Origin of the sequence: Mucilaginibacter arboris (genome assembly GCF_009754915.1) — a bacterium.
GTDB classification, from domain to species: Bacteria; Bacteroidota; Bacteroidia; order Sphingobacteriales; family Sphingobacteriaceae; genus Mucilaginibacter_A; species Mucilaginibacter_A arboris.
This window is the reverse complement of the sequence record NZ_WPIK01000025.1, coordinates 1-24,168: the sequence shown is the minus strand read 5'-3', so window position 1 is coordinate 24,168 and position 24,168 is coordinate 1. Positions and strand designations below refer to the sequence as shown.

27 protein-coding genes and 1 pseudogene are annotated in these 24,168 nt (G+C 38.0%); 18 read left to right on the top strand and 10 right to left on the bottom strand.

Annotated elements, in window-relative coordinates:
- The first annotated feature begins 53 nt into the window (after positions 1 to 53).
- Positions 54 to 1,625, top strand: a complete 1,572-nt coding sequence (locus GO621_RS18080) for a hypothetical protein (RefSeq protein ID WP_157569662.1) — start codon at positions 54 to 56, stop codon at positions 1,623 to 1,625.
- A 60-nt stretch (positions 1,626 to 1,685) separates the two neighbouring features.
- Positions 1,686 to 2,666, top strand: a complete 981-nt coding sequence (locus GO621_RS18075; RefSeq protein ID WP_157569660.1) for a Gfo/Idh/MocA family protein — start codon at positions 1,686 to 1,688, stop codon at positions 2,664 to 2,666.
- A gap of 87 nt (positions 2,667 to 2,753) precedes the next feature.
- Here GO621_RS18075 and GO621_RS18070 read toward each other — a convergent pair whose 3' ends face one another.
- The 3 genes from GO621_RS18070 to GO621_RS18060 form a co-directional block, all read right to left on the bottom strand.
- Entirely contained in the window at positions 2,754 to 4,892 is a 2,139-nt protein-coding gene (locus tag GO621_RS18070; RefSeq protein WP_157569658.1) for an LruC domain-containing protein, read from the bottom strand.
- A 338-nt stretch (positions 4,893 to 5,230) separates the two neighbouring features.
- Positions 5,231 to 6,103: a YitT family protein gene (locus tag GO621_RS18065; protein WP_157569656.1), complete on the bottom strand. Its 873-nt coding sequence runs from the start codon at positions 6,101 to 6,103 to the stop codon at positions 5,231 to 5,233.
- Between the two features lie 122 nt (positions 6,104 to 6,225).
- Positions 6,226 to 7,266 carry a LacI family DNA-binding transcriptional regulator gene (locus GO621_RS18060; RefSeq protein ID WP_157569654.1) on the bottom strand — a complete coding sequence of 347 codons (1,041 nt, stop codon included), beginning with the start codon at positions 7,264 to 7,266 and terminating at the stop codon, positions 6,226 to 6,228.
- Between the two features lie 113 nt (positions 7,267 to 7,379).
- On the opposite strand from GO621_RS18060, the gene GO621_RS18055 reads away from it, so the two are divergent.
- The 3 genes from GO621_RS18055 (at position 7,380) to GO621_RS18045 (ending at position 11,619) form a co-directional block, all read left to right on the top strand.
- Positions 7,380 to 8,861 carry a xylulokinase gene (locus tag GO621_RS18055; RefSeq protein ID WP_157569652.1) on the top strand — a complete coding sequence of 494 codons (1,482 nt, stop codon included), beginning with the start codon at positions 7,380 to 7,382 and terminating at the stop codon, positions 8,859 to 8,861.
- A 41-nt stretch (positions 8,862 to 8,902) separates the two neighbouring features.
- Complete coding sequence (xylA, locus tag GO621_RS18050; protein ID WP_157569650.1) at positions 8,903 to 10,234, top strand: xylose isomerase; 1,332 nt, start codon at positions 8,903 to 8,905, stop codon at positions 10,232 to 10,234.
- Between the two features lie 131 nt (positions 10,235 to 10,365).
- The gene (locus GO621_RS18045) at positions 10,366 to 11,619 is read left to right on the top strand and encodes an HNH endonuclease (protein WP_157569647.1); all 1,254 of its coding nucleotides are present in this window, start codon (positions 10,366 to 10,368) and stop codon (positions 11,617 to 11,619) included.
- Positions 11,620 to 11,699: 80 nt separating this feature from the next.
- Here GO621_RS18045 and GO621_RS18040 read toward each other — a convergent pair whose 3' ends face one another.
- Both GO621_RS18040 and parS read right to left on the bottom strand, forming a co-directional pair.
- Positions 11,700 to 12,158: an RES family NAD+ phosphorylase gene (locus tag GO621_RS18040; RefSeq protein ID WP_157569673.1), complete on the bottom strand. Its 459-nt coding sequence runs from the start codon at positions 12,156 to 12,158 to the stop codon at positions 11,700 to 11,702.
- On the bottom strand, positions 12,158 to 12,658 hold the full coding sequence (gene parS / locus GO621_RS18035) for a type II RES/Xre toxin-antitoxin system antitoxin (RefSeq protein ID WP_157569646.1): 501 nt from the start codon (positions 12,656 to 12,658) through the stop codon (positions 12,158 to 12,160). Before parS ends, GO621_RS18040 begins: the two co-directional genes overlap by 1 nt.
- Positions 12,659 to 12,742: 84 nt before the next feature.
- On the opposite strand from parS, the pseudogene GO621_RS18030 reads away from it, so the two are divergent.
- Both GO621_RS18030 and GO621_RS18025 read left to right on the top strand, forming a co-directional pair.
- Positions 12,743 to 12,958 (top strand): annotated as a pseudogene (locus GO621_RS18030) (xylose isomerase); the annotation flags it as partial.
- A gap of 249 nt (positions 12,959 to 13,207) precedes the next feature.
- The gene (locus tag GO621_RS18025) at positions 13,208 to 13,945 is read left to right on the top strand and encodes an AAA family ATPase (protein ID WP_157569644.1); all 738 of its coding nucleotides are present in this window, start codon (positions 13,208 to 13,210) and stop codon (positions 13,943 to 13,945) included.
- 220 nt (positions 13,946 to 14,165) lie between these two features.
- Here the strand turns inward: GO621_RS18025 and GO621_RS18020 are convergent, their stop codons facing one another.
- Positions 14,166 to 14,552, bottom strand: a complete 387-nt coding sequence (locus GO621_RS18020) for a PIN domain-containing protein (protein ID WP_157569642.1) — start codon at positions 14,550 to 14,552, stop codon at positions 14,166 to 14,168.
- Positions 14,549 to 14,755 (bottom strand): hypothetical protein, encoded by a 207-nt coding sequence (locus GO621_RS18015; protein WP_157569640.1) that lies wholly within the window; start codon positions 14,753 to 14,755, stop codon positions 14,549 to 14,551. The genes GO621_RS18020 and GO621_RS18015 overlap by 4 nt, the downstream gene beginning before the upstream one ends.
- 311 nt (positions 14,756 to 15,066) lie before the next feature.
- On the opposite strand from GO621_RS18015, the gene GO621_RS18010 reads away from it, so the two are divergent.
- Positions 15,067 to 15,351 (top strand): hypothetical protein, encoded by a 285-nt coding sequence (locus GO621_RS18010; RefSeq protein ID WP_157569638.1) that lies wholly within the window; start codon positions 15,067 to 15,069, stop codon positions 15,349 to 15,351.
- A gap of 133 nt (positions 15,352 to 15,484) precedes the next feature.
- Positions 15,485 to 17,332 (top strand): ABC transporter ATP-binding protein, encoded by a 1,848-nt coding sequence (locus GO621_RS18005; protein WP_198170307.1) that lies wholly within the window; start codon positions 15,485 to 15,487, stop codon positions 17,330 to 17,332.
- On the opposite strand, the gene GO621_RS18000 is transcribed toward GO621_RS18005, so the two are convergent.
- Positions 17,323 to 17,736 carry a hypothetical protein gene (locus tag GO621_RS18000; protein WP_157569636.1) on the bottom strand — a complete coding sequence of 138 codons (414 nt, stop codon included), beginning with the start codon at positions 17,734 to 17,736 and terminating at the stop codon, positions 17,323 to 17,325. The genes GO621_RS18005 and GO621_RS18000 overlap by 10 nt on opposite strands.
- Before the next feature lie 177 nt (positions 17,737 to 17,913).
- Between GO621_RS18000 and GO621_RS17995 the strand changes: the two genes are divergently transcribed.
- Together GO621_RS17995 and GO621_RS17990 are read left to right on the top strand one after the other, a co-directional pair.
- The gene (locus tag GO621_RS17995) at positions 17,914 to 18,852 is read left to right on the top strand and encodes a helix-turn-helix transcriptional regulator (RefSeq protein ID WP_157569635.1); all 939 of its coding nucleotides are present in this window, start codon (positions 17,914 to 17,916) and stop codon (positions 18,850 to 18,852) included.
- An 84-nt stretch (positions 18,853 to 18,936) separates the two neighbouring features.
- Positions 18,937 to 19,428: a DinB family protein gene (locus tag GO621_RS17990; protein WP_157569632.1), complete on the top strand. Its 492-nt coding sequence runs from the start codon at positions 18,937 to 18,939 to the stop codon at positions 19,426 to 19,428.
- A gap of 72 nt (positions 19,429 to 19,500) precedes the next feature.
- Here GO621_RS17990 and GO621_RS17985 read toward each other — a convergent pair whose 3' ends face one another.
- Positions 19,501 to 20,484, bottom strand: a complete 984-nt coding sequence (locus tag GO621_RS17985) for a GlxA family transcriptional regulator (RefSeq protein ID WP_157569630.1) — start codon at positions 20,482 to 20,484, stop codon at positions 19,501 to 19,503.
- Between the two features lie 123 nt (positions 20,485 to 20,607).
- On the opposite strand from GO621_RS17985, the gene GO621_RS17980 reads away from it, so the two are divergent.
- The 7 genes from GO621_RS17980 (at position 20,608) to GO621_RS17955 (ending at position 23,352) form a co-directional block, all read left to right on the top strand.
- On the top strand, positions 20,608 to 21,042 hold the full coding sequence (locus tag GO621_RS17980) for a VOC family protein (protein ID WP_157569628.1): 435 nt from the start codon (positions 20,608 to 20,610) through the stop codon (positions 21,040 to 21,042).
- Positions 21,043 to 21,082: 40 nt separating this feature from the next.
- Positions 21,083 to 21,463 carry a VOC family protein gene (locus GO621_RS17975; RefSeq protein WP_157569626.1) on the top strand — a complete coding sequence of 127 codons (381 nt, stop codon included), beginning with the start codon at positions 21,083 to 21,085 and terminating at the stop codon, positions 21,461 to 21,463.
- A gap of 327 nt (positions 21,464 to 21,790) precedes the next feature.
- On the top strand, positions 21,791 to 21,994 hold the full coding sequence (locus GO621_RS19170) for a DoxX family protein (protein WP_317163476.1): 204 nt from the start codon (positions 21,791 to 21,793) through the stop codon (positions 21,992 to 21,994).
- 25 nt (positions 21,995 to 22,019) lie between these two features.
- Positions 22,020 to 22,151 (top strand): hypothetical protein, encoded by a 132-nt coding sequence (locus GO621_RS19260; RefSeq protein WP_262885004.1) that lies wholly within the window; start codon positions 22,020 to 22,022, stop codon positions 22,149 to 22,151.
- Between the two features lie 56 nt (positions 22,152 to 22,207).
- A complete protein-coding gene (locus tag GO621_RS19335) occupies positions 22,208 to 22,753 on the top strand; it encodes a sugar O-acetyltransferase (protein ID WP_157569624.1) in 546 nt (181 codons plus the stop codon).
- Positions 22,754 to 22,888: 135 nt separating this feature from the next.
- Entirely contained in the window at positions 22,889 to 23,089 is a 201-nt protein-coding gene (locus tag GO621_RS17960) for a hypothetical protein (RefSeq protein ID WP_157569622.1), read from the top strand.
- A complete protein-coding gene (locus GO621_RS17955; protein ID WP_157569620.1) occupies positions 23,086 to 23,352 on the top strand; it encodes a type II toxin-antitoxin system RelE family toxin in 267 nt (88 codons plus the stop codon). Before GO621_RS17960 ends, GO621_RS17955 begins: the two co-directional genes overlap by 4 nt.
- A gap of 113 nt (positions 23,353 to 23,465) precedes the next feature.
- Here GO621_RS17955 and GO621_RS17950 read toward each other — a convergent pair whose 3' ends face one another.
- Entirely contained in the window at positions 23,466 to 24,014 is a 549-nt protein-coding gene (locus tag GO621_RS17950) for a hypothetical protein (RefSeq protein ID WP_157569618.1), read from the bottom strand.
- Positions 24,015 to 24,168: the final 154 nt, after the last annotated feature.

Genomic DNA, 24,168 nt, shown 5'->3' with positions numbered 1-24,168 from the left:
ATTTTAATAATTTTGCTGCCTATTAAACCTGTATAATTTGGACCAACTGATAAATGGTTAACGTAAACCGTGCCCGCACAGAACGCTTGCTTTGGACTGCCATTGTTGCCACGCTTGTAATAGCTTCTGTTTCTTGCCTTTCCGCTTCGGTTTCTACTTTTCCCGATTCTGGCTGGGGTTTTTTAACCTGGAAAAACATGCAGCACGGCGGCGCTTTTAACCTGCTGCCAGAGCCCGACCCGGATAATATTGCCGAAAATACTTATACCTTTTTAACCTGGTGGTCGCCAGGGCAATATCTTGTCCCTGGCGGCATTGCTGTTTTTACCGGCTTAAAAATTGGCTGGGCAATGGCAATTTCTGCTATCATTTTTACCATTTCAGGCGTTATCGGTTGTTATTTTTTGTTCGATAAACTCCGGTTCAACCGGCTCACAACTTTAATAAGCCTTTTGGTTTTATGTTGCCAGGTACAAACGCTGCTGCCGTTTTCGGTTTACAATGGGGGCGAAGTGCTCATTTTTGGCGTGGCGCCCTGGTTTTGGTTTTGCTGTATTGATTTTAAGCTGAAACCTTTTCGGTTACTGCTGCTTGTGTTGCTGTCGTGGATTGGTTTTATCGCTAAATCCTCATTTCTGCTGGTAACCTTGTGCGGGTTTTTATTTATTTTTTTAGGATGGGTAAGCAAGCGCATCAGCCTGAAAGAACTTGCCGTTAAAACAAGTGTACTGATTGCAGCCGGACTGGCGGTTATTGTCCCGATATTTTTCCTTTTCCTGCAAAAAGGAAATAATCCGTCGGCCGCTGCCAGCGGTTTTAGTTTTAGTTGGCTAAACTTATTGTATCCAGCCGCGGTACCGCTTTTAACTGCTTTTTCTGCCGATGAAGTTTTTAACAACTTTACGCATCCGGGTTTTATCGAAACTTTGCCGGCTACCGATGTTTGGTTTTACGGCCCGGCTTTTCTGCTCGTGGTTTTTGTGCTTTTTGCTGTCTATTTTAATCGTATCGGTTCTGTTGCTTACCGCAGGCTGCTGTTTTCGGCCTACCTTTTTTTTACGTTCTTTTTTTTGATGCAGTATTGCCGGCATGCTGCAATTTCTATGGAAGGAAGGCATTTCCGCATTCTTGGATTGCTGTTTTTGCCGGGTGTGGTGCAACTTATGCGGCAGGTAAAAATTAGTGCGGTAAAAACAGCATTGCAAGTGTTGCTGCTGGCTTTGTGCTTATTTTCGTGGAATGATTATTTTAAGCGATGGAATATCAACCGGAAACAAACGCCCACTAACGCACATGTTGTACAGCTTTTGCTTGATAAAGAAGCGTTAGTAAAAATCCATCAACTGGATACGCAATATCCGCAGCAGGCTTTATTTGTGTTGATGAGCCCGGATATTGCCCTGGAAATTGAGCATAACCGTGCATTGGTAATGTCTTTTAATACCTTGTTAACAGACCCGGAAAGAGAAACTTACGCTGGCCGTGTAAAAAAACTATTCCTGCTTGTTCCGGTACAATATACAACCGGAAAAACAGAACAATTAATTAAAGCTTCTTTTACCGGATATAAATCTTTCAGCGAAGAAAAAATCAGCAAGCACTATGTTTTATATACAGGATTGTAAGAAAAAGCAGATTTTTATATGGTAAAAGAAGCATGGCCCACTCAAAAATAATTTAAACCGATGGAGAAAATAAAATGGGGCATTATTGGCTGCGGCGATGTGACCGAGAAAAAAAGCGGACCGGCATTTAACAAGGTTGCTGGTTCTGAACTGGTAGCCGTAATGCGCCGCGATGCGGCAAAAGCAGCGGATTATGCAAAAAGGCATCAGGTGCCGAAATGGTACAGCAAGGCTGATGAACTGATTAACGACCCTGAGATAAACGCCATTTATATTGCCACGCCGCCATTGCAACATGAAGAATATGCGGTTAAAGCAATGGCAGCCGGGAAACCGGTTTATGTAGAAAAACCCATTTCGCTTTCGGCTGCTTCTGCCAGAAGAATTTTGGAGGCTTCAAAAAAATATCAGCAAAAGGTTTCTGTTGCACATTACCGCAGGCAGCAGCCTGTGTTTTTAAAGGTGAAGGAACTGTTGGAAAGTAAAGCAATAGGCGAGGTCCGTTTTGTTGATCTGCAAATGCTGCAACCGCCAAAATCAAACCTGATTGCCAGTTCGGAAAAAAACTGGCGTGTTGATCCGGTTATTTCCGGTGGCGGCCTTTTTCATGACCTTGCACCGCACCAGTTAGATTTAATGGTTTATTTTTTTGGTGAGGTAAAAGAAGCATCAGGCTTTGGGTTAAACCAGGGAGGTTTTTACGAAGCAGATGATTTAGTAACCGGAAATATCCTGTTCAAAAATAAAGTAGTTTTTACAGGAACCTGGTGTTTTACAGTTGCAGAAGGCGGGCAGCAGGATATTTGTACAATTATTGGTTCTGAAGGAAAAATAAGTTTCCCGGTATTTAGTTCGGAAATCACTTTAACTCAAAACGGACAGGTAGAAAAACTGAATTTTGAACCTTTAGCACATGTGCAGCAACCGATGATAGCAAAAGTAGTTCAATATTTTTTGGGGCGAAGCCCAAATCCTTGTTCTGTTCAGGATGCAATTTATTCTATGGAGTTGATGGATACTTTTACTCAAAAAAAGGAATAACAGGGTTAAGTTCTCATCATAAAAAATGTCCCTTTCAGTTTTTCTGAAAGGGACATTTTATGGATGGTGTTTTTATCAGCTTAAAATCTATTTCAAATACAAATTAGCATTAACCCGGTAACCGGTTGTTAAGTTGCTGTACCAATCAACAAAACTGGTACCTCCGGAACCTGCCCAGTCTGTAAAATGCGGATAAGCGGCAGTAATGTTTATGGTTTCTAACGGATAGTTAAAAGAAGTATCATTAAAGCTAAGCGCCCAAGGCCAGTTTTCTCTCGAAGTATAAGATTTTCTGCCTGCTACAAACGAAGCATCATCTGTAGTGCCAAACAAGGCTGCGTTAGCTTTATCTGTTGCTGCATAACCAGGTAAATGGATTTCGTAACCTCTTCTTAAATTGCTGATCAGGAACGGATTAAAGGATGCTATACTTAAACCAGAACTTGAAACCGGCGAATTAAAGGTTACCAATACAGAAGAGGTAACGCTTTGTACTTTATCTTTTGCATTAAGTGTATTGATAAAGAAAGAGTAATCAGGGTTATGAATGATAGCTTCATGGTTATCAAAAGGAATAATTACAGCCTTGGTTTGTCCGGCTTCTACACCGTTACTTGCAAACTGGATGTAATTACTGATGGTCTTTTGTCCGGTTACGGATTTTACGGTAGAAGCATCAAAAGGCAACTGTAAACCAAACCCATTTTTAAAGGAAGCGCCGGAAGCAGCCACCGTAAAATCTGTTTGCATGGTAACAATTTGAGTTTGCGCATTGGCAATAAAAGTGTAGCGGTAGTTTACAACCAGATCATTCATGTCATAATCACCTTTTGATGGCCAGTTGTCTTCAAAAGCAAGCTGTGCAAAAGTTGTCGGTGATGGGAAGCTGTAAATATAAGCGCGTGTAGGATCAGTCGGAAAGGCATCATAAACATCTAATACGCCATCACCATCGCTGTCGCCTGCCTTGTCAATAACCGGTATGCCGGTATTGGATATGCCAGTTATAGGGTTTGCAGTGGCATAAAAAACAATATCGTTAAAATCATTGTCTGAAGCACCGCCGCCTGGGTTTGTTGATGCTGTTTGCCGGTTCATATCTTCAAAACCAAACAGATAAAGTTTGTGTACGTCATCATACAAAACCACAGAGTGTTTTTTTAATGCACTTGTGCTTTCCGGATTTAGCTGGCTATCCGAATAAAACTTCTGCGTGCTTAAGTTAACGCCGCTGCCGGTCCATGAATTTTGAAGCAGCACAAAAGCGATAGTTGTTCCGGCACTAAAAGTACCCAGTTTAACTTTATCGCCCGATTTTAAACCGCCGCCAGAACCAACGCCAGAAGCATTTGGTAACACCATGGTAACTTTATCAATACCTTTTGCATTTGTACCTCCGGAAGTAGCAGTTGGCGGGTTATTGGTATTATAAGTATAATAAGCCAGGGTGTTTTGATTGCTTGCACCTTCTGAAACATAAGTAATCCAAACATCGGAAGTTGCAGTAACATTGATGTTGGAAACTGCCGAACTGGAAAGATACTCCGGATGGATATTACTTACCGATTGTGATTCTGGCAGCGAAGCATTTACATAAGACAGTAAAGAAGCATCGATCACATCAGAAGTGGTTTCGAGATACACCGGCCTTCCTAAAGCCAACGGATAAGCAGTTGTGTTTAATACGGCGCCGGCAGTAGTAGTGTAAGGCGAAGGATAAACATAATCTGTAGAAGTTAAACCAAGCGTTCCTAAAACACCGGTTGAACCGCCAGGCCCCTGATTATTATTAATTGCATCCGGTACAATATCACCGCTGTAGCCACTTTTGCCGCCAATGGTTGCTGTAATGGTGTTATTGTTGATATTTGCCCTCACATTGTGCATTAACCCAACATAAGACGGATCAATAATTAACTGGGTAAAAGAAGCAGCAACGTTCACAGTTGCTTTTAAATTTCCGTTTTGGTCCGTTATACCTTTAAAAACAGCACTGCCTGCATCTGTGCTTGCCGTAGTATAAACACTAACCACCGCACCGGCAATTGGCTGGTCTCCATTGGTTAGGAGTTGCAGGTTCAGGCTTACGTCTTTAGACGTTTGATAATTGAAGCCATTTGGCGCAATCTTGTTGATGTTGCTTTCATCAATTCCCGAATGCTCTTTCTTACAGGAAGTTATAGCAGAAATGCTTACAATTCCTAAAAGGTAAAAGATTTTTTTCATGATAAATAAATATTATTCAGCATGTTTCTACGTTTTAAAAAGAATATAAGTTAGGATAAAATACTTTCGGGGTTTTGAAAGGATAATTTTAGGCGGCAGGAGCGAATCCAATGCTTCTTTTACCATCATTTTTTTAGGCTGATAAAAGAAGCGCTCAGTAAAAAATGCAATTATGTTGTTCGTATTTTGGTTCCGCAATAGAATGACCGCTCTTCAACTTAAAAAAGAAAATGCTTCTTTTAACCCTTCAAAATGATGTTGGCAACCAGTAAATGGATTATTCAACACAGCAGCATTTTTAATGAGGCAACAGAAGGACAGGCATTTGCATAAAAAACTTAATGCAGGCCTTTTCTTTTAAGCAAACCTCCTGTGGTATCGTCAATACTTTGCTGAACGATAAAGGCAGTAGGGTCGATCTTCAGGATCTGTTGTTTTAGCAGGGGTATTTCAAGCCGGGTAGCCACCGTAAAAATAATGTCACGCGGGTCATTGATCTGCCCGTCTTTCCCGTAACCGCTTTTGCCCTGGTAAATAGTTACGCCACGGCCCATATTCTGGGTAATCACCCTTCGGATGATCTCACTTTTGGCCGATATAACTGTGATACCGGTATATTGCTCTATGCCGTTCAAAATAAAATCGATCATTTTGGAAGCTGCCATATAGGTGAGGATGGAGTACAAAGCCGATTCAATGCCTAAAAAAAACGCTGCAGCGGAAAAAACCAGCACATTTAAAACCAATATCACGTCGCTTACTTTCAGCAATTGGTTTTTTTTACTTACCAGTAAGGCTGCAATTTCGGTACCGTCCAGCACCGCACCACTGCGGATGGCCAAGCCTATCCCCACGCCGATAAACATCCCCCCAAAAACGGCCGTCAGCAATTTATCAGGCGTAACATCGGGAAAATCGATAAAGGCCAGACAAAGCGAAAGTCCGGCAATGGCCAAAGTGCTCTTTAATGCAAATACATTGCCCAGCCTCCGGTAACCTAAGATCAGGAAAGGGATATTGATCACAAAGATCAGGATGGAAATGGGGATACCCGTAATGTCTGCCAGCAGCATGGATATGCCGGTTACGCCCCCGTCTATAAAATGGCTGGACAGTAAAAAGCCTTTTAAACCTATCGCAGCTAAAAATATCCCCAACAGGATCAATACAGCATTTTTCAATGTGGTTTTAAGTTTGCTTTTTGTCTTCATGCCCCAATATTTATTATTAATGCTGATGGATGCCCCATCAGCAGGAAACCGCTTGAACCGTTGTAAAGCAACTACTTTTTCAACAATGTATTTATTTTATAGGGGTAAAAGAAGCATTGGCATCAACCAGGAATGTTTTTTCTTTGGGTTGATGACCTTACAATTAGTTTTGGTTTGATGCTGACTGTTTTATAAACCGTACTGTTTGGTGCTTCTTTTATCTCCTCAAAATATAAATCGGCAATGGCTTTGCCCATTTTTTTGCTGTATTGATCAACAGTTGTAATCGAAGGCGTAGTAATTTCACTAAAAGCCTCATTAGAATAACCGCAAACACCCAAAACATCCGGAACTTTAAAACCCATACTGTTGGCCACTTCTAAAACACCTAAAGCAGAAAAATCAGAAGTAGAAGCAAAAACCGCATCAGGAGGCTTTGGTAAACTCAGCAGTTTACGCGTTGCTTTTGCGCCAAGCTCTTTTGTCCATGCATTTTTAATGATCAGTTCTTCTACAACCGGGACCCGATGTTGTTCCAGCGCACGCAAATAGCCCGCTTTCCGCTGCCTGAAAATAGCCAGGTTTTGCGGCCCTTCCAGCAAAGCAATCCTGCGGTAACCCTGGTTGATCATGTGGGAAACTGCTTCAGTTGCAGCCTGCTCATTATCGTTAATCACTTTAAAAGTTTCCAGGTCCTGTGCAACACGGTCAAACTGTATTAACTGTATCCCTTGTGCCAATACGTTTTTTAAATGATCGTCATTGGTATGCTCCACAGAAATAGAAATTACAATACAACTTACATGCTGGTGAATCAACGTTTCTACGCATTGCACTTCGCGCTCGTGCGATTCGTTCGACTGGCAAATAACCAGATTGTAGCCGTTTTTGTAAGTTACTTCTTCCAGCCCGGCAATAATGTTAGAAAAAAAGTTCTGATTAATGCGCGGAACCACCACACCAATAGTTTGGTTCTGGCCTTTACGCAGGTTTTGGGCGAGAAAATTTTGCTTATAATTAAGCTCTTTCGCTGTTTTTAAGATCAGTTCTTTGGTAGAAGCACTAACTTTACTGCTGTTGTTTAAAGCCCGTGAAACGGATGATGCAGCAATATTTAGTTTCCTGGCTATATCATGAATGGTTGTTCGTTTCTGGTTCTTCATAAAAGTTGTCAAAATAATAAATAAAAATTTAGGCAATCGATTGCAATATTTTTATTATTTTCGTTGCAACACAAATAGACCTGATTTCCCGGCTGTAAATTATATAGATAAACATGTTATTATTAGGTATTGATATTGGTACGTCATCCGTAAAAGTTTCTGTTCTGGATGCTGTTTCGCAAAGCACAATTGCTTCAGCACAATTCCCGAAAGAAGAGGCTGACATTATTTCCTTACAACCAGGCTGGGCAGAGCAATCGCCCGAACTTTGGTGGGAATATACGCAGCAGGCCATTGCAGCTTGTAATCAATCCGGCAAATACAACCCGGAAGATATTGCTGCTATCGGAATTGCTTACCAGATGCACGGTTTAGTTTTGGTTGATAAAGATCAGAAAGTATTGCGCGATAGTATTATTTGGTGCGATAGCCGCGCAGTAGAAATCGGAAATGCAGCTTTTGAAGCCATCGGAGAGGAGAAAAGCTTATCGCATTTATTAAATTCCCCCGGAAACTTTACGGCTTCTAAATTAGCCTGGGTGAAAGAAAACGAACCCGAAAAATATGCTGCTATTGATAAAATTATGCTGCCCGGCGATTTTATCGCCATGAAACTAACAGGAGAAATTACAACTTCCATCTCCGCACTTTCCGAAGGTATTTTTTACGACTTTATTGATCATAACATTTCATCTGATGTAATCAATTATTTTGGTTTCAGTAAAGATTTATTTCCGCCTGTTCAGCCTGTATTTTCTGTTCACGGGACCGTACGGCCGGGATTAGCACAAAAATTAGGTCTTAAAAACAGCATTCCCGTTGCTTATAAAGCTGGCGATCAACCCAATAATGCCTTATCGTTAAATGTTTTAAAACCTGGCGAAGTTGCTGCAACAGCAGGAACTTCCGGAGTAATTTATGGTGTAAGCGATCAACCTGTTTACGACCCGCAATCTCGTGTCAATACTTTTGCACATGTAAATTATGCAACAAACCAAACCCGGACAGGCGTTTTATTATGCATTAACGGAACAGGTAGTTTAAACCGCTGGGCAAAAAGTCTTTTCGGTTCAGATATTTCTTATCAGCAAATGAACGAAGAAGCGCGCCAGATCAACCCGGGAAGTGAAGGTTTGCTGGTTTTGCCTTTTGGAAATGGTGCCGAACGAATGTTAAATAACCGCCAGGTTGGAGCCCAGATAATTGGAATTGATGTGAACAGACATAACCGGGCACATATTTTTCGTGCAGTACAGGAAGGAATTGCCTGCGCTTTTCGTTATGGGTTGGATATTATGCGGGAAAACGGAATGGACCCAACCGTAATCCGCGCCGGAAAAGCAAACATGTTTATGAGCGATATTTTTACCGAAACCTTTGTAAATGTAACAGGCGTACCGGTAGAATTATATAAAAATGATGGCAGCGCAGGCGCAGCTTTAGGTGCCGGAATTGGCGCTGGCATTTTTACCTCGCCGGAAGAAGCATTTAACAACATGCTTCCGGTACAAAAAATCGAGCCGACAGGTAATCAGTTTGAACAAATTTATCAGCAATGGAAAACGTTGCTTGAAAAACAATTAACCACTAATTAAACTTCAATAAATAGCTAAAAAGCATATTAATCAATTAAATTATGGGAAATATAATAACAGGAGAAAAAGAGTTTTTTAAAGGCTTAGGCCAGGTTAAGTTTGAAGGCCTGGAATCTGATAATCCTTTAGCTTTTCGCTGGTACGACGAAAACCGCGTTGTTGCCGGCAAAACCATGAAAGAGCATTTTAAATTTGCCGGTGCGTACTGGCATTCTTTCGTTGGTAATGGTTCAGATCCTTTTGGTGGCGCTACGCACATTTTTCCGTGGGATGCAAAAGCAGATCCGATAGAACGTGCGAAAGATAAAATGGATGCAGCGTTCGAATTCTTCACCAAAATGAACTTGCCTTACTACTGTTTCCACGATGTGGACGTAGTTGATTACGGCGATAATGTAGCCGAAAACGAGCACCGTTTACAAACTTTGGTAGAATATGCGAAAGAAAAACAAGCAAAAAGCGGTGTAAAATTGCTTTGGGGAACTGCCAACTTGTTTTCGCACAAGCGTTACATGAACGGTGCTTCCACCAATCCGGATTTTCACGTTTTAACCCACGGTGCCGCACAAGTAAAATGTGCTTTGGATGCAACCATTGCTTTAGGCGGAGAAAATTATACTTTTTGGGGCGGCCGCGAAGGTTACATGACCTTGCTGAACACTAACATGAAACGCGAGCAGGAGCATTTTGCAAAATTCTTACATGCAGCAAAAGATTATGCCCGTAAAAACGGTTTTAAAGGAAGCTTCTTTATCGAGCCAAAACCTGCAGAACCAACTAAACACCAATATGATTTTGATGCGGCAACAGTGTTCGGTTTCTTGCAAAAATATGATTTGCTGAATGATTTTTCTTTAAACCTGGAAGTAAACCACGCTACTTTAGCCGGACATACTTTCCAGCATGAGCTGCAGGTTGCTGTTGATAACGGTTTATTAGGTTCTATCGATGCCAACCGTGGTGATATGCAAAATGGCTGGGATACAGACCAGTTTCCGAATGATATTAATGAGCTGACAGAATCGATGTTAATTATTTTGGAAGGCGGCGGCATTAAATACGGCGGTGTAAACTTTGATGCCAAGATCAGAAGAAATTCTACTGATCCGGCTGATTTGTTTTATGCACATGTTGGCGGCATGGACATTTTTGCCCGTGCTTTGATTACTGCAGATAACATCCTACAAAAATCTGATTACAAAAAAGTACGCGAAGAGCGTTATGCTTCTTTTGATAGTGGAAAAGGCAAGGAGTTTGAAGAAGGTAAATTATCTTTGGAAGACCTGCGCAACTACGCTGCAGAAAACGGAGAACCTGCAACCATCAGCGGCAAACAGGAATACTTGGAAAATTTAATTAACCGTTATATCTAAGGTTAACGATTTTTAGGTGATAAAAGAAGCATCCGGTGAAAATCGGGTGCTTCTTTTTTTATAATCTAATTTTTTAAATATCGTTTACTTCAGTTCTGATTTAAATTATATTTAGTGTAAAAGAAAAACTTATGCGAAAATGTATAATCTGTAGAAAAGAAAAAATTAAATTTAATGATGAGCATGTAATTCCTGATTCTATAAAAGGTTACTACCATATATTTACAGTTTGTGAAGATTGTAATTCTAAAATGGGAGCTGAGATAGACAGTAAACTTACAAGTCATAAGTTTATTGAATTTAAACGATATGAACTGAATATTAAAGGGAAATCTGGAAGAATTCCCAATCCTTTTGCAGGAGTACAAACATTAAAAAATGAACCTGGCCGAAAGGCTACATTTGATTTAAATAAAGATGGAAAGTTTATTTTAAGATTATTACCGTTTGTACCAGAATTAAAGTCAGATTATCCACAAAGTAATTTTTCATTTAGTATTGACAAAAAAGACCTGCACTTAAAAGATGGAATTATAGACAAAATATTAAAAATGAGAAATTTAGATAGATCAAAGATTAGTTTTGAAAATCAAATCGAAGAAACTATAGAAGAACCATGGCTTGAATCTAAAATTACTATAGATATAGTAGATTTCAAAATTGCACTATTAAAAATTGCTTATGAATTTGCTGTAGATCAAATCCCCCAATATTTTCATGATGAATTAGCAGTAAAAATATCCGAGATACTATTCAATGCTGATATACAAAAAATGAAATCAGATATAATTTTTATAGGTAATGGATTTGATAAAAAAATACTGAAACCTTTGTCGCATTTAATAGACTTTGAAAATAACAATCATTATGTAATATTAATGGACGCTAAGTCACTTGGATTAATATGTCAAGTAAATATTTTTAATACCTTTTCTATTGGAATACAATTGAGTAAAAAAAGTTATTTAAAAAATGATTTGATAATACTTAAAAATGATACTACGTCTTATAAATGCGAGATAATAAACAGTAATGAGCTGATCAGAAGAACGTATACTCAAGTAGAATATAACTTCCAATACTTGTTTCCTGATAATTCTGCACTTGAGGCTTTTAATAAATTACAAAATCATCCAGAATTTGATTTTTATAAAATTAACGAAAAAGTTCCTATTTATAATAGTCTTGAATTGATTCAATATTCTAATATCGAATTAAAATTAGAGCAGCCTCAACTCGAAAAAATACCGAAAGGAGACACAACTAATACTATAATAACAGATTTTATCTTAGATGAAATGCTTTTTATAAAGTTATTACCAACCAATAAGCTTTATCAGATTACAGCAATTCAAACTATAATTCGTAGAGTAAATAAAATTTAAAGTGCATTAAAACTTTGGGATAATTAGTAGGTTATTATCCTGAATTTTAAGTTGTAAAAGAAGTATCAGAATTTGAAACTTCACCTAAATACCCTTTTATCGAAAGGGAAATCAACAGTTTCTATAATTTTAATATTTAAAAAATCAGGGTGATTTGGATTTATCAAAAAATTATAATCTCCAAAAGTTACAGCTGATGGAATTTGAAGAATACAATATTTATTGTCTGCTACAAACTTATCTCCGATTGATTGGGTTAATGCTGGATGAGGAAACATATTCCAATCTATCGGCAAATCAGAAATATTAAGTCTAACCAAAGATATATCATCCGGTATAAATACAGCCATCATTACATAATCACTCGGTAATGTTGCTAACGTAAAGTGTACTGCAACTTCTGCCATCGCCAGTGATCTGTTTCCCGCAGTATAAATCAGTTCTACACCAACAGAATTCCATCTGGCACCTTTTAAGGCTGAACCTTTTCCGGATAAATCAGTTGCAAATTTTTTTCTGGATAACCTAAAAACTTCCATCAAACTAAAATACCATAGTTTATCCGGGTAAGTTCTCCAATTACCATTTCTTTACCATAAGAATCGTTAAGTAATTCAATCGGCCTCATATTTCCTAATGCAAAATTAGGTGTATCTAACCAGAGTTTAAATTTCTCCATTTCTCCAAAAACATCTAATCCAACATTGGTAACTTCCGCCATCTCCATAATTTTTTCTGACTGTGTTGGTTTAAATTTTTTTGATGTTTGTTTATAGCGTTGTAAAGACTTAGTTGATATATCCAAAAACTTCGCCCAATCATTTTCGCTAAAAGGTGTATAATGTTGGATTAAACTAAAAAAAGAATAAGGAACCCCTTCTCGAATTACCTGGATAATAAGCATTTTATTTAAAAATAAGTCTGAATAGGTTAGATGCTTTATCGATGATGTTAATTGCTTATCAAAACCAGAACGCTTAATTATTGAGGCAACTTCTTTATCAAGTTTATTGGTAATATCTTTTTCTAAATAAGTCATAAAAAATATAAATTAGACAACTGTCTGTAAATTTAGGACAAATTTCTAAAACCTGAAAATTCTTTTTAACAAAACGTATTATGTGCTTTGATTACTGCGGATAACATCCTGCAAAAATCAGATTACAAAAAAGTACGAGAAGAGCGTTATGCTTCTTTTGACAGTGGAAAAGGCAAGGAGTTTGAAGAAGGTAAATTATCTTTAGAAGACCTGCGCAACTACGCTGCAGAAAACGGAGAACCAGCAACCATCAGCGGCAAACAGGAATACTTGGAAAATTTAATTAACGATTATATATAATATCAATTTTTAGGTGATAAAAGAAGCATCCGTGAAAATTGGGTGCTTCTTTTGTTATAATTGAAGTTGTTTAAACTTATTTTCTTTCTTGTCTGCTTTAGTCAGATGCTTCTTTTATGGGGATAAAATGGAGCCAGGAACAACAAATAAAATTTTATTATTTCCAAGTCGTTTAAACAACCTTATAATTGCTTTTTAAACTCCTCGCCAAATAACTAACCGGCAAAGCTTAAACTGATATTATAAAAGATGATTTCAAAAGTCGAACTGATAGAACTCTATTTTAACAAACAGAATATAGAAAATTTCGACAGTTATCCTTTCAATCTTCCTTTTTTCAAAACTACCGATCATCTTGAGTTTCATCAGGAAGTAACTTTCTTTGTAGGAGAGAACGGGACAGGCAAATCCACTTTAATTGAAGCCATTGCAGTGCTTTCGGGATTTAACCCGGAAGGTGGTAGTTCCAATTTTAATTTCAATACAAGGGCCTCTCACTCCGAATTGCATCATCACATGCGTACTTCAAGAGGTGTGAACAAGCATACTGATGGCTTTTTTTTAAGAAGTGAGAGTTTTTATAACGTTGCAACAGAGATTGAAAAAATAGGGGACGGTATTATTGATTCCTACGGAGGCACTTCTTTACACGAACAATCTCATGGAGAATCCTTTTGGGCACTTTTTATGAACAGATTTTTTGGTAATGGATTGTACATTCTGGATGAGCCGGAAGCAGCATTATCGCCAACAAGGCAAATGGCCATGTTGCTGCGCATCGATGAATTGGTAAAGCAAAATTCCCAGTTTGTTATTGCCACGCATTCGCCAATTTTAATTGCCTATCCAAATGCTATTATTTATGAGTTTAGTGAAGAAGGTATTCAGATAAAAAAGTATCATGAAACGGAATTGTTTAATGTTTACAAAGATTTTTTTAGGAATACGGATGATTTGATTGAATTTTTGTTGAATGGGAAGGAATAGGGATAGCTTTAAATAGATAAAATTCAATTCAAATTATAACTAATACCTTGCTATTGAAATTTATAAAACATTAGTTAGATTTGATTATGATATTTTGATGCACGTAAATTACATTTAATTGAAGAAGTGCTCAAAATTGATAATGAGCATACACTTTCTGCTTTAGAAGCTGTACTTAAAAAAAACTGCATTACAGGAAGATGATTCGACAAATCTGTTCTCAGCAATGTCTGGTATTTGGTCGAAAGAAGAAGCTGATGAAATAGAAAAGGTTATTGCAGAAAATTTCGAGGAAACCATAAGTAATGTCTTTGGGGTCAATATCAAAAACTAATTTTTCTGCTGCAATCCAGGTTGATACTTTGATTTGTTCTTCGGAAATAAATGTAATATCTTTATAAATTTGAAATTCTGCCTCCTGAACTTGTTCTAATGTCAATCCAGAAATTTTAATAATTTTTAAATGATGTTTTTTAATTTCTATTCTCAAAAAATCTGGTGCAATAAAAGTAAAGTACTTATTAGAATTAATCAGCAAATCTCCAATTTTACCGTTAGTATTTAATATTGCGCTAAAAACAATGTTAGCATCAACTATTAATTTCATTGTAAAAAACGGTTCTTGTTATTTTCCCACCAAGAAGCATTAATCTTCTCCGCTAATGCATCTGCATCGGCTTGTTTTGCTTTACTGTGTGCTGTTGCCTCTAAGTATTTTGCATAATCAATCAACCGTTGAATTCCAAAACTATCAACATAAGGTGATACTGTAATCACAATTTCATTATTGGTTGTTCTTTCTACTAGCATTTTACACTTTTATTAGCTTGCCTAAAGTTACTAAAATACATTTAATTTTTTAAATTGACAAATTTTACTTGCTGCACTTAACTTCGGATTCCATCCTCCAATAAAAATTCCAAACATAAAAGAAGCATCATCGGTATTTATAATAATCCAAGCGGCAACGCAAGCACAAGCGGCAAACTAATAAATACAAGTATAAATGGATAACCTAATCATTTTTGGAAAAGAAATTGTAGGTCAGAAATGGTTTAGCCTAATTAAAAGATGCATCAGTGAGGATGATTGGGCTGTTTAACTATCCAACAAAGATAAAAATGTTAACTTTTGAAGTAATTCCCGATCCTGAAAATCCTGCCCGCGATTTAATTGTTTGCCGGGAAAAAGAATTCCGGATGCGCGTTTATCCGCAGGCAGAAGAAAACGTAAAATTACCTGCAGATGCCATTAAGTTTTATTCGGACGATCATGGCGAACCTTTGCTTTTTCATGTTTTACAACCTAAATTGTTTGCAAAAGGTTACGGCTGGAATAAGCATTTGTACCGCTCGGCAATCAGTTGGTATTTTAGAAGCTACAGGAGTAGAGATGCTGATTTTTAGTCGGTAAAAGAAGCATCAGTTACTTCAAACCGGATAAATGCTTAAGCCAGGCCATCTCTTAAAATATACACTTTTTATTTCCGGGTTCCTGCAAAAAACGCTTTTCTAACCACTATTCTCTTAATTTTGGCCGATGAAGTTAAGCAATTCGGGTAAAAGGCAAAACGGCGCGCCAAAAATAAAACCATTAACGCTAAAAGAACGGCTTGCGGCATTGCGCAACCTGCCGCAGTTCTTTCAACTGGTTTGGCAAACCAGTCCGGGTATGACTGTTGCAAACGCTTTTCTCCGTTTATTGCGTTCAGCATTGCCATTGGCTATTTTATATATCGGCAAACTCATCATTGATCAGGTAGTTTTGCTCAATCGCAGTCAGGGCGATCATCATCATTTATGGGTTCTGGTTGCAATAGAATTTGGTCTGGCCATTGCTGCCGATAGTTTAAGCCGCGCCATTATCTTGCTGGATAGTTTGTTAGGCGATCTTTTTTCTAACCATACCTCGGTTAAAATTATGGAACATGCTGCAATTTTAGACCTGGACCAGTTTGAAGATGCCGTGTTTTACGATAAGCTGGAACGCGCGCGGCAGCAAACCATTGGCCGTACCATTTTGCTTTCGCAGGTTTTGAGCCAGGTACAGGATTTAATTACGATGGGTTTTCTGGCAGCTGGCTTGATGGCGTTCAATCCCTGGCTCATTTTGCTTCTTTTAGTGGCTATAATTCCGGCTTTCCTGGGCGAATCTTATTTTAACGATCAAACTTATGCTTTAACGCGCGGACAAACGCCTGAGCGGCGCGAGCTGGATTATGTTCGATATTTGGGTGCCAGCGATGAAACCGCCAAAGAAGTGAAAATCTTTGATCTTTCCGGTTTTATCATTGATCGTTTTAAACAGCTTTCCAATCAGTTTTATGCTGATAACAAACGGATTGTTATTAAACGTGCTTCCTGGGGTTCTTTTTTTGCGCTTTTAGGCAGCAGCGGCTATTATGCCGCTTATGTTTATATCATTATACAGACCGTTAACGGCAGCATTTCTTTAGGCCAGCTAACATTTCTGGCAGGTTCTTTCCGGCAGTTAAGGGCATTGCTGGAAGGGATTTTAACACGTTTTACAACGGTTTCGCAAGGAGCAGTTTACCTGCGCGATTTCTTCGAGTTCTTCGAAATTCAGCCTAAAATAAAAGTAACAGGCAAACCTAAACCGTTTCCAAAAGTAGTTTTGCAAGGGTTTAAGTTTGAAGATGTCGGATTTAAATATCTCCATTCAGAAAGATGGGCCAACCGGCATTTAAACTTTACGCTTCATCCCGGAGAAAAACTGGCTTTAGTAGGCGAAAACGGCACGGGCAAAACAACTTTGGTGAAATTGCTGGCAAGATTATATGACCCAACCGAAGGACGGATTTTATTAGATGGAACCGATTTAAAAGAATACGATCTGAACGATCTGCGGATGAACATTGGCATCATCTTCCAGGATTATTTGCGTTATCAGATGACTTTTGCCCAAAACATTGCGGTAGGAAACATCCAACAAAAAGAAAACCGCGAACTGATCGAAATAGCAGCAAAACAAAGCCTGGCGGATGGCCTGGCTAAGAAACTACCCGGCCAGTACGACCAGATGCTGGGCAAACGCTTTTACGAAGGCGTGGAATTATCCGGCGGAGAATGGCAAAAAGTAGCCATTGCACGCGCGTACATGCGCGATGCACAACTGCTGATCTTAGACGAGCCAACATCTGCTTTGGATGCGCGGGCAGAATACGAAGTTTTTCAACGGTTTGCAGAACTAACGAAAGGAAAATCGGCAGTATTGATATCGCACCGTTTTTCTACAGTTCGCATGGCAGATAGGATTTTGGTTTTAGAAAAAGGAGAACTGGTAGAAATCGGAAGTCACGAAGAATTATTGCTTAAAGGTGGCCGCTACGCCGAATTGTTTAATTTGCAGGCGATGGGTTACCGGTAATGCTCATGATGCTGTTTAAACTTTTTCTCTCTTTTGGGGCAGATGCTTCTTTTATCAGCGTAAAAATCATCGTCGTTGTCATCCCGAACGAAGAGAGGGATCTTCTTCAAAGCATCAGAGAGATCAGGCTTATCCGAAGAAGATTTCTCCCTGCGGTCGAAATGACAAAATCGGTTAAATGGCGATGCTTCTTTTATCAGCCTAAAATTGAATCCTGCTTTCTTTGATTTTTGGGTTGATGAAATGGCTATGCTTCTTTTATCAGGGTGCTTATGGTGGTGGGGTATCAGCAGCAGGTTTTGATGAAATGGCGATGCTTCTTTTATCAGCTTAAAAAATGTTGTATTTTTTCTGATTGATTTAACCGGATGCAAATACCTATTTTTACCCGGTAAAAGAAGCATACGTACCAATCTTGAACCTATCAAATCCTGAGCATGTAAGGATTGTATAAATTTAAGCAGAGCTCTAAAAGATTAAACAACTTCAATTGTAAAAAATGCAGTTCAAATTTCAATATAAAGATTTTAGGTTGATAAAAACAGCATCCCTATTTTTACTTCTCCGGTAGAAAAATCAGCATGAACAGGATAGATCGGATTTCGGCGATATTGATCCAGTTGCAATCACGAAAAGTAGTGAAGGCGCAGGATATTGCCGCTCGGTTCAATATCAGCTTGCGCACCGTTTACCGGGATGTTAAAACGCTGGAAGAAGCAGGAATTCCGCTGATTGGAGAAGCAGGTGTTGGCTATTCTTTGATGGATGGTTACCGTTTGCCTCCGGTAATGTTTACTTTGGAAGAAGCAACCGCTTTTATTACAGCAGAAAAATTGGTGGAAAAACTGACGGATTCGGCAAACAGCGACCATTATCAATCCGCAATGTACAAGGTGAAAGCTGTGCTTCGTTCAGCAGAAAAAGATTTCATCACCAATATTGATGACCGTATTGCGGTTCTTAAAGCAAAAAGGCCTCCGCATTTAAAAGAAGAAGTTAGGCCATTACAAACAATATTAAAAGCCATTGCTGATAAGAAAATATTAAGCCTCAACTATTTTGCTTACTACAAACAGGAATATACCGAGCGTTATATAGAACCGGTAGGCATTTTTTACTTAGATAATTACTGGCATTTAATTGCCTGGTGTAAAATGCGTGAAGATTACCGCGATTTTCGGTTTGACCGGATAACTGATCTCTGTATAACCGAACAGCAATATGAAGATAAACATCCTTCCTTAAAAAGCTACCTGGAAAAAATGTCGCCGGATAAAGACCTTACCGAAATTACGGTTCGCGTGAGTTTATATGCAGCCAGGCATTTGGGCGAACAAAAATATTATCATGGCTTTACAGGAGAAAAAGAGACAGCCGACGGAATGGAAATGACTTTCCTTACTTATTCGCCCGAAGGTTTTGCCCGCTGGTATCTGATGTTTGCCGATTATGCGCAAATTATTTCACCTCAGCATTTAAAGGAGCGCGTTCGTGCCATAGTTAGCAATATCTCTTTATAAATATTTTCGCAGTCAGTTTTCCTGCTGACATACAGTTGTCATAAGCCTGTGGTTGATTTGTAGCATTAACCAACACTAAAAATTATGTCAATTATTCAAATGTTATTAAAAGAAATGGACATGGAAGCGGTAACCACCCGTAAAATGCTGGAACGTGTACCGAATGACAGGTACGACTGGAAACCGCATGAAAAAAGCATGTCCATTCGTATGCTTACTACCCACATTGCAGAACTGCCAACTTGGGTAACCATGGCACTTGTTACTGATGGGCTTAATTTTGCCGACAGTCCTTATCAGCCCCCTGTAATAAACAGCACCAATGAATTGCTGGAACTGTTTGAAAAATCATTGAAAAATGGAAGGGAACACCTGGCAGCAGCAACAGACGAACAATTATTACCAACCTGGACTTTGCGTAATGGTGAAGAAGTTGTTTATGTTGCTACTAAAGGTGAAACAATCCGGATGACGTTTAGCCAAATTGTTCATCACCGGGCACAATTGGGTGTTTATTTGCGTTTGCTGAATATTCCAATTCCCGGAAGTTATGGCCCAAGTGCGGATGAGCATTAAATAAAAGTTTAAGTAAAAAAGGTTTCGTAGTTTTAAAGTGCGGGGCCTTTTTTTAAACCAGGCCATACAACTTTAGGCTGCCTCAGTAACACGGTTATATTTATTTTTATAATCGATAGGAGATAAGCCGGTTATCTTTTTAAACATCATCCTGAAAGCTTTGGTATCGGTATAACCCACATCAAACATTACTTCGTTAATGTTTTTCCGGTTGGTTTCGAAACTCTTTTTAGCAGCTTCAATTTTAACGCGCTGCATATATTCCATCGTGGTGTTGGATGTTGCTTTTTTAAACCTGCGTTCGAGATTTCTCCTGCTTAAACAAAGCATGGAAGCAAGCTGGTCGATGGTGATCTTCTGCTGAAAATTGTGTTCGATAAAGTTCTGTGCTTTCTTGACCGCTTCGTCGTCATGCTCTTTTTGCCCGTTAAAAATCATGAAAGGCGACTGGCTGTTTCGATCAATATCAATCTCAAATATTTTAGAGGAGAGCAGCGCGATGCTTCTTCCTGCAAATTTTTCAACCAGGTACAGGATCAGGTTTAAGGACGAATAAGCGCCGCCGCTGGTATAAATGCCGTCCTCATCGGTAATGATTTTATAAGGCATTAAGTTTACTTCGGGGTACATCTGCCGGAATTCTTCTGCCATTAACCAATGAGTGGTGCAACTTTTTCCATTTAATAAACCTGTGGCAGCTAAAATGAATGCACCAATACATAGTGAAACAACTTCGGCGCCAGCTTGATGTTGCCTGATGATCCATGGAATAAGATCACGGTTAGCAGTTAAAATTTTAACAATATCGCCGTGTACAGCGGGAATAATAACCAAATCCGTTTTGAAATCATCACGAATATCCAGTTCTGGTTTTATGGTAAATAAACCATTGGACAAAGTTGTTTCCCGGCTTATCCCAATCAGCTGAACTTTAAACAAAGGCAGTTTCCCTGCGCGCTCCAATGCTTCATTTACCTTGGTAAACATTTTGTAAGTTGCTTCAATGTTGCTCAGGCTGGTTTCGCCTTCCGGGATAAGGACCGAGATGTGTTTCATATACCAAATATAACGGAAGTAAGTGTCGTAATCAACCCTTTACTTTGCCGTATTTGCACCTGCCGATACTCTTTTTATTTGCATAAATTCGTAACACATTTATAAACTTAAAAACCTGAAGTTATGTCAAAAGTTAGCACCTACCTTAATTTTCCGCGCAATACGGAAGAAGCATTTAATTTTTACAGATCTGTTTTCGGGGGAGAATTTGGCGGAGGCGGGATTGGACGTTTTGGAGACATCCCGGCAACTGAAAAAATGCCTATACCAGAGGCCGACAAAAACCTGGTTATGCACATTGAACTGGATTTACCGGGCGGACATACCTTAATGGGAACAGACGCACCGGAAACGATGGGCTTTAAAGTGAATTTTGGAAATAATGTTCATATCTGCCTCGATCCGGATTCTAAAGAAGAAACAAAAAGGTTATTTGATACATTGTCGGAAGGCGGAAAAGTTACCCAGCAATTGCAAGATACCTTTTGGGGCGCTTATTATGGAAGTTGCATCGATAAATTTGGCATACAATGGATGTTCAATTTCAGCAAAAAATAAAATCTAAAATTGGATCATTATAATACAAAACTTAAAATTTATGCTTAAAAACAGTAAGGCCTTTAGTGGCTTTTCGGTAGATGATATTCCGAAAGCCAAAGATTTTTACAGCTCTAAACTTGGATTGGAAGTTTCGGAAGAAATGTATGGTTTGTTAAAATTAAATTTAGCTGGCGGCAATCAGGTTGTCATCTATCCAAAACCAAACCATGTTCCGGCAACTTTCACTGTTTTGAATTTTCAGGTAGATAATATTGAGCAAACTGTAGATGGATTAAGCAGTAAAGGTGTACAATTTGAGCATTACAACGAACCTTATTTAAAAACGGATGAGAAAGGAATTTGCCGCGGTACGCCTTTAATTGCATGGTTTAAAGATCCTGCCGGAAATATTTTATCAGTAATAGAACAGAAAAACTAACCTTAAATATTTAACCAAACGGATAAACTAACTACAGGCGGAAAGGTTCTGGATGATTTTAAACCGCAATTCTGGGGCGGCTTAACGAGTTTGGTAACAGATCAGTTTGTAATAAAGTGGATGATTAGTTCATCTGTAAATTGCTGAGTTGATACCTCTTTTAAATTGATGTCAATTTATATACGATAAAAGAAGTATATCAAGTTTTTAATAAGTTAGATATTCAATTATGAAAAAAGTAATTGAATTATATAAACTTGGATAAGTTAGTTAAATTCTCATTTTGAAATAATAATGGTTAATATGAAGCCAAAAACAATTAAAACTGTGTATTGGATAATTACAATCATTTTTTCCTTGTTTATGCTAATGGATGGAATTGGCGCCATAACACGGGCAGCAGCCGGACAAGAAGTATTAAAACATTTAGGTTATCCGATGTATGCACTTACCATTTTTGGTGTGGCTAAAATCCTGGGAGTGATAGCAATTTTACAAACCAAATTTTACACTATAAAAGAATGGGCGTAAGCGGGTTTTGCCTTTAATTTTATTGGTGCTGCTGCTTCCAGGGCTTTTTGCCGGTGATGGTTTTGGGTTAATTATCGCTCCGCTGATTGCACTTGCGTTTATGTTCTTTGTTTATTTTTTGTGGAAGGAGTATGAGCAAAATGTAAAACTTGCTTGAAGCTCTCTCTCACGGCTGACAACAAAACAGTAAATTCGGTTTTACGATATATAATAATGACGGAAAAGCAAAAAATGATCAATGGCGATTTATATAATGCATCTGATGCAGAACTGATTATTGAAAGAAAAAGGGCAAGGCTGCTTTTAAAGCAGCTTAACAATTTAAACGATGACGAACTAAAGCAGCAGGTATTAAAGGAATTAATTCCGGACCAGGGATTAGATTTTTGGGTAGAACCGCCTTTTTTCTGTGATTACGGCACTAATATAATTGTTGGCGATAAAGTTTTTTTCAATTTTAACTGTACTATCCTTGATGTAATGAAAGTTACTATTGGAAACAATGTTTTATTTGGCCCGGCTATCCAAGTATATACGGCTACGCACCCAATGGATTATAAAGAAAGGTCATCCGGCCTTGAGTTTGCAAAACCTGTTACCATTGGCTCGGATGTTTGGATTGGCGGAGGCGTAATTATATGTCCCGGCGTTACAATTGGTGACCGCTGCGTAATTGGAGCGGGAAGTGTAGTAACAAAAAATATTGCCGCTGATACCTTTGCAGCAGGTAATCCTTGCCGGCCAATAAAATCATTGTAAAAGAAATTAAATTGGGTTTCGCCTGAACAAAAAATAGTCTTAAAAGAAGCACAGACGAGGTCAGATGTTTGATCGGGCTTTTTTTGAAATGGATTAATTTTCAGTATCTACAACTATTTTTAATTATATTCGAGTATGGAAAGTATTATTATTAACCCAAAAGATAAAGCAGAATTTGAATTGCTAACACAGCTTTTATCAAGAATGAATGTTGTTTCTAAAGTAATTTCTGAAGAGGATCAGGAAGATTTAGGCTTAGCCATTTTAATGAAAGAAGCCGATCGTACAGAAAAAGTTTCTAAGGAAACAATTATGGAAACACTGAAAGGAGTATGAAGGTTGAATTCCTGGACAAGTTTAACAAGGACCTAACCAAAATTAAGAATAAAGCTGTATCAGAAGATGTTTTGGCAACAATAGAAAATGTAGAACAATCTTTTAATATTGCATCAATAAAAAATATTAAAAAATTAAAGGGTTTTAAAAATGCTTATCGAATACGAATAGGAAATTATCGTATCGGGATATTTGTCACTGATGATGCAGTTGAATTTGTTCGGATTGTTCATCGTAAAGATATTTACAATTTGTTTCCATAGTTTCTGCAAATCATGTAGTTTTTTTGTTTCTGATTTCCCTTTCAAGTTCATTGTAATAATTTATATTGATGAAAGACTAATAAACCAGCTTTCAAAGTTTTAGATCTCTTAGTTCAGTATCCATCCCACCATTTTGGAAGTTTTGTATTCCCGTAATAATATTTGAACCTTTCAACCTTTAATAAATAAAAATATTCATTATGCTCACCTTCAATAGAAAAATCAACTTTTAATTTTTGTCCATCAATTAGCCACATTGCTTTTCTAACAGCACTTGGAAAATATTTTTTTCCTTTTTGATATACATTTGTTTTAACAAAAGTTTCCTTAAGGGGTTTTCCAAATTTAACTGTGAAAATTTTTATTGTAGAATCTGCAAAGTATGAAAGTTTGCGGTACCATTCTGCAGTTATAGGAAGTTCAAGTGAGGAAAAGCCATACTGATTTAAACTATCTCTTCGTACAACAAAGCTCCAATTGCCAAAAATATTTGAATCGTTATCATAAGAAGAAACTCCATAAAATGAGCTACCAAAAGTATAATATTTAAACTCTTTTTGCATGTTTACATATTTGTTAAGCAAGTCGCAAAAGGTAATTTTTTCTGAATAAAGCTTTGTATCAAAAAGCGCAAGTGATTGTCCTGATACATTAATATTCATCCATACATAATAAAACCAATAAAATATAAAAATTTTTAAGCATATTAAAAAACTAAGTTTACAATTCCTAAACTTAAGCAATAGATGAATACAAAAAAATATACTTGTAATAAACCCTCAACAAAAAAGCCCTGCTCAGAAACTTCTGGCAGGA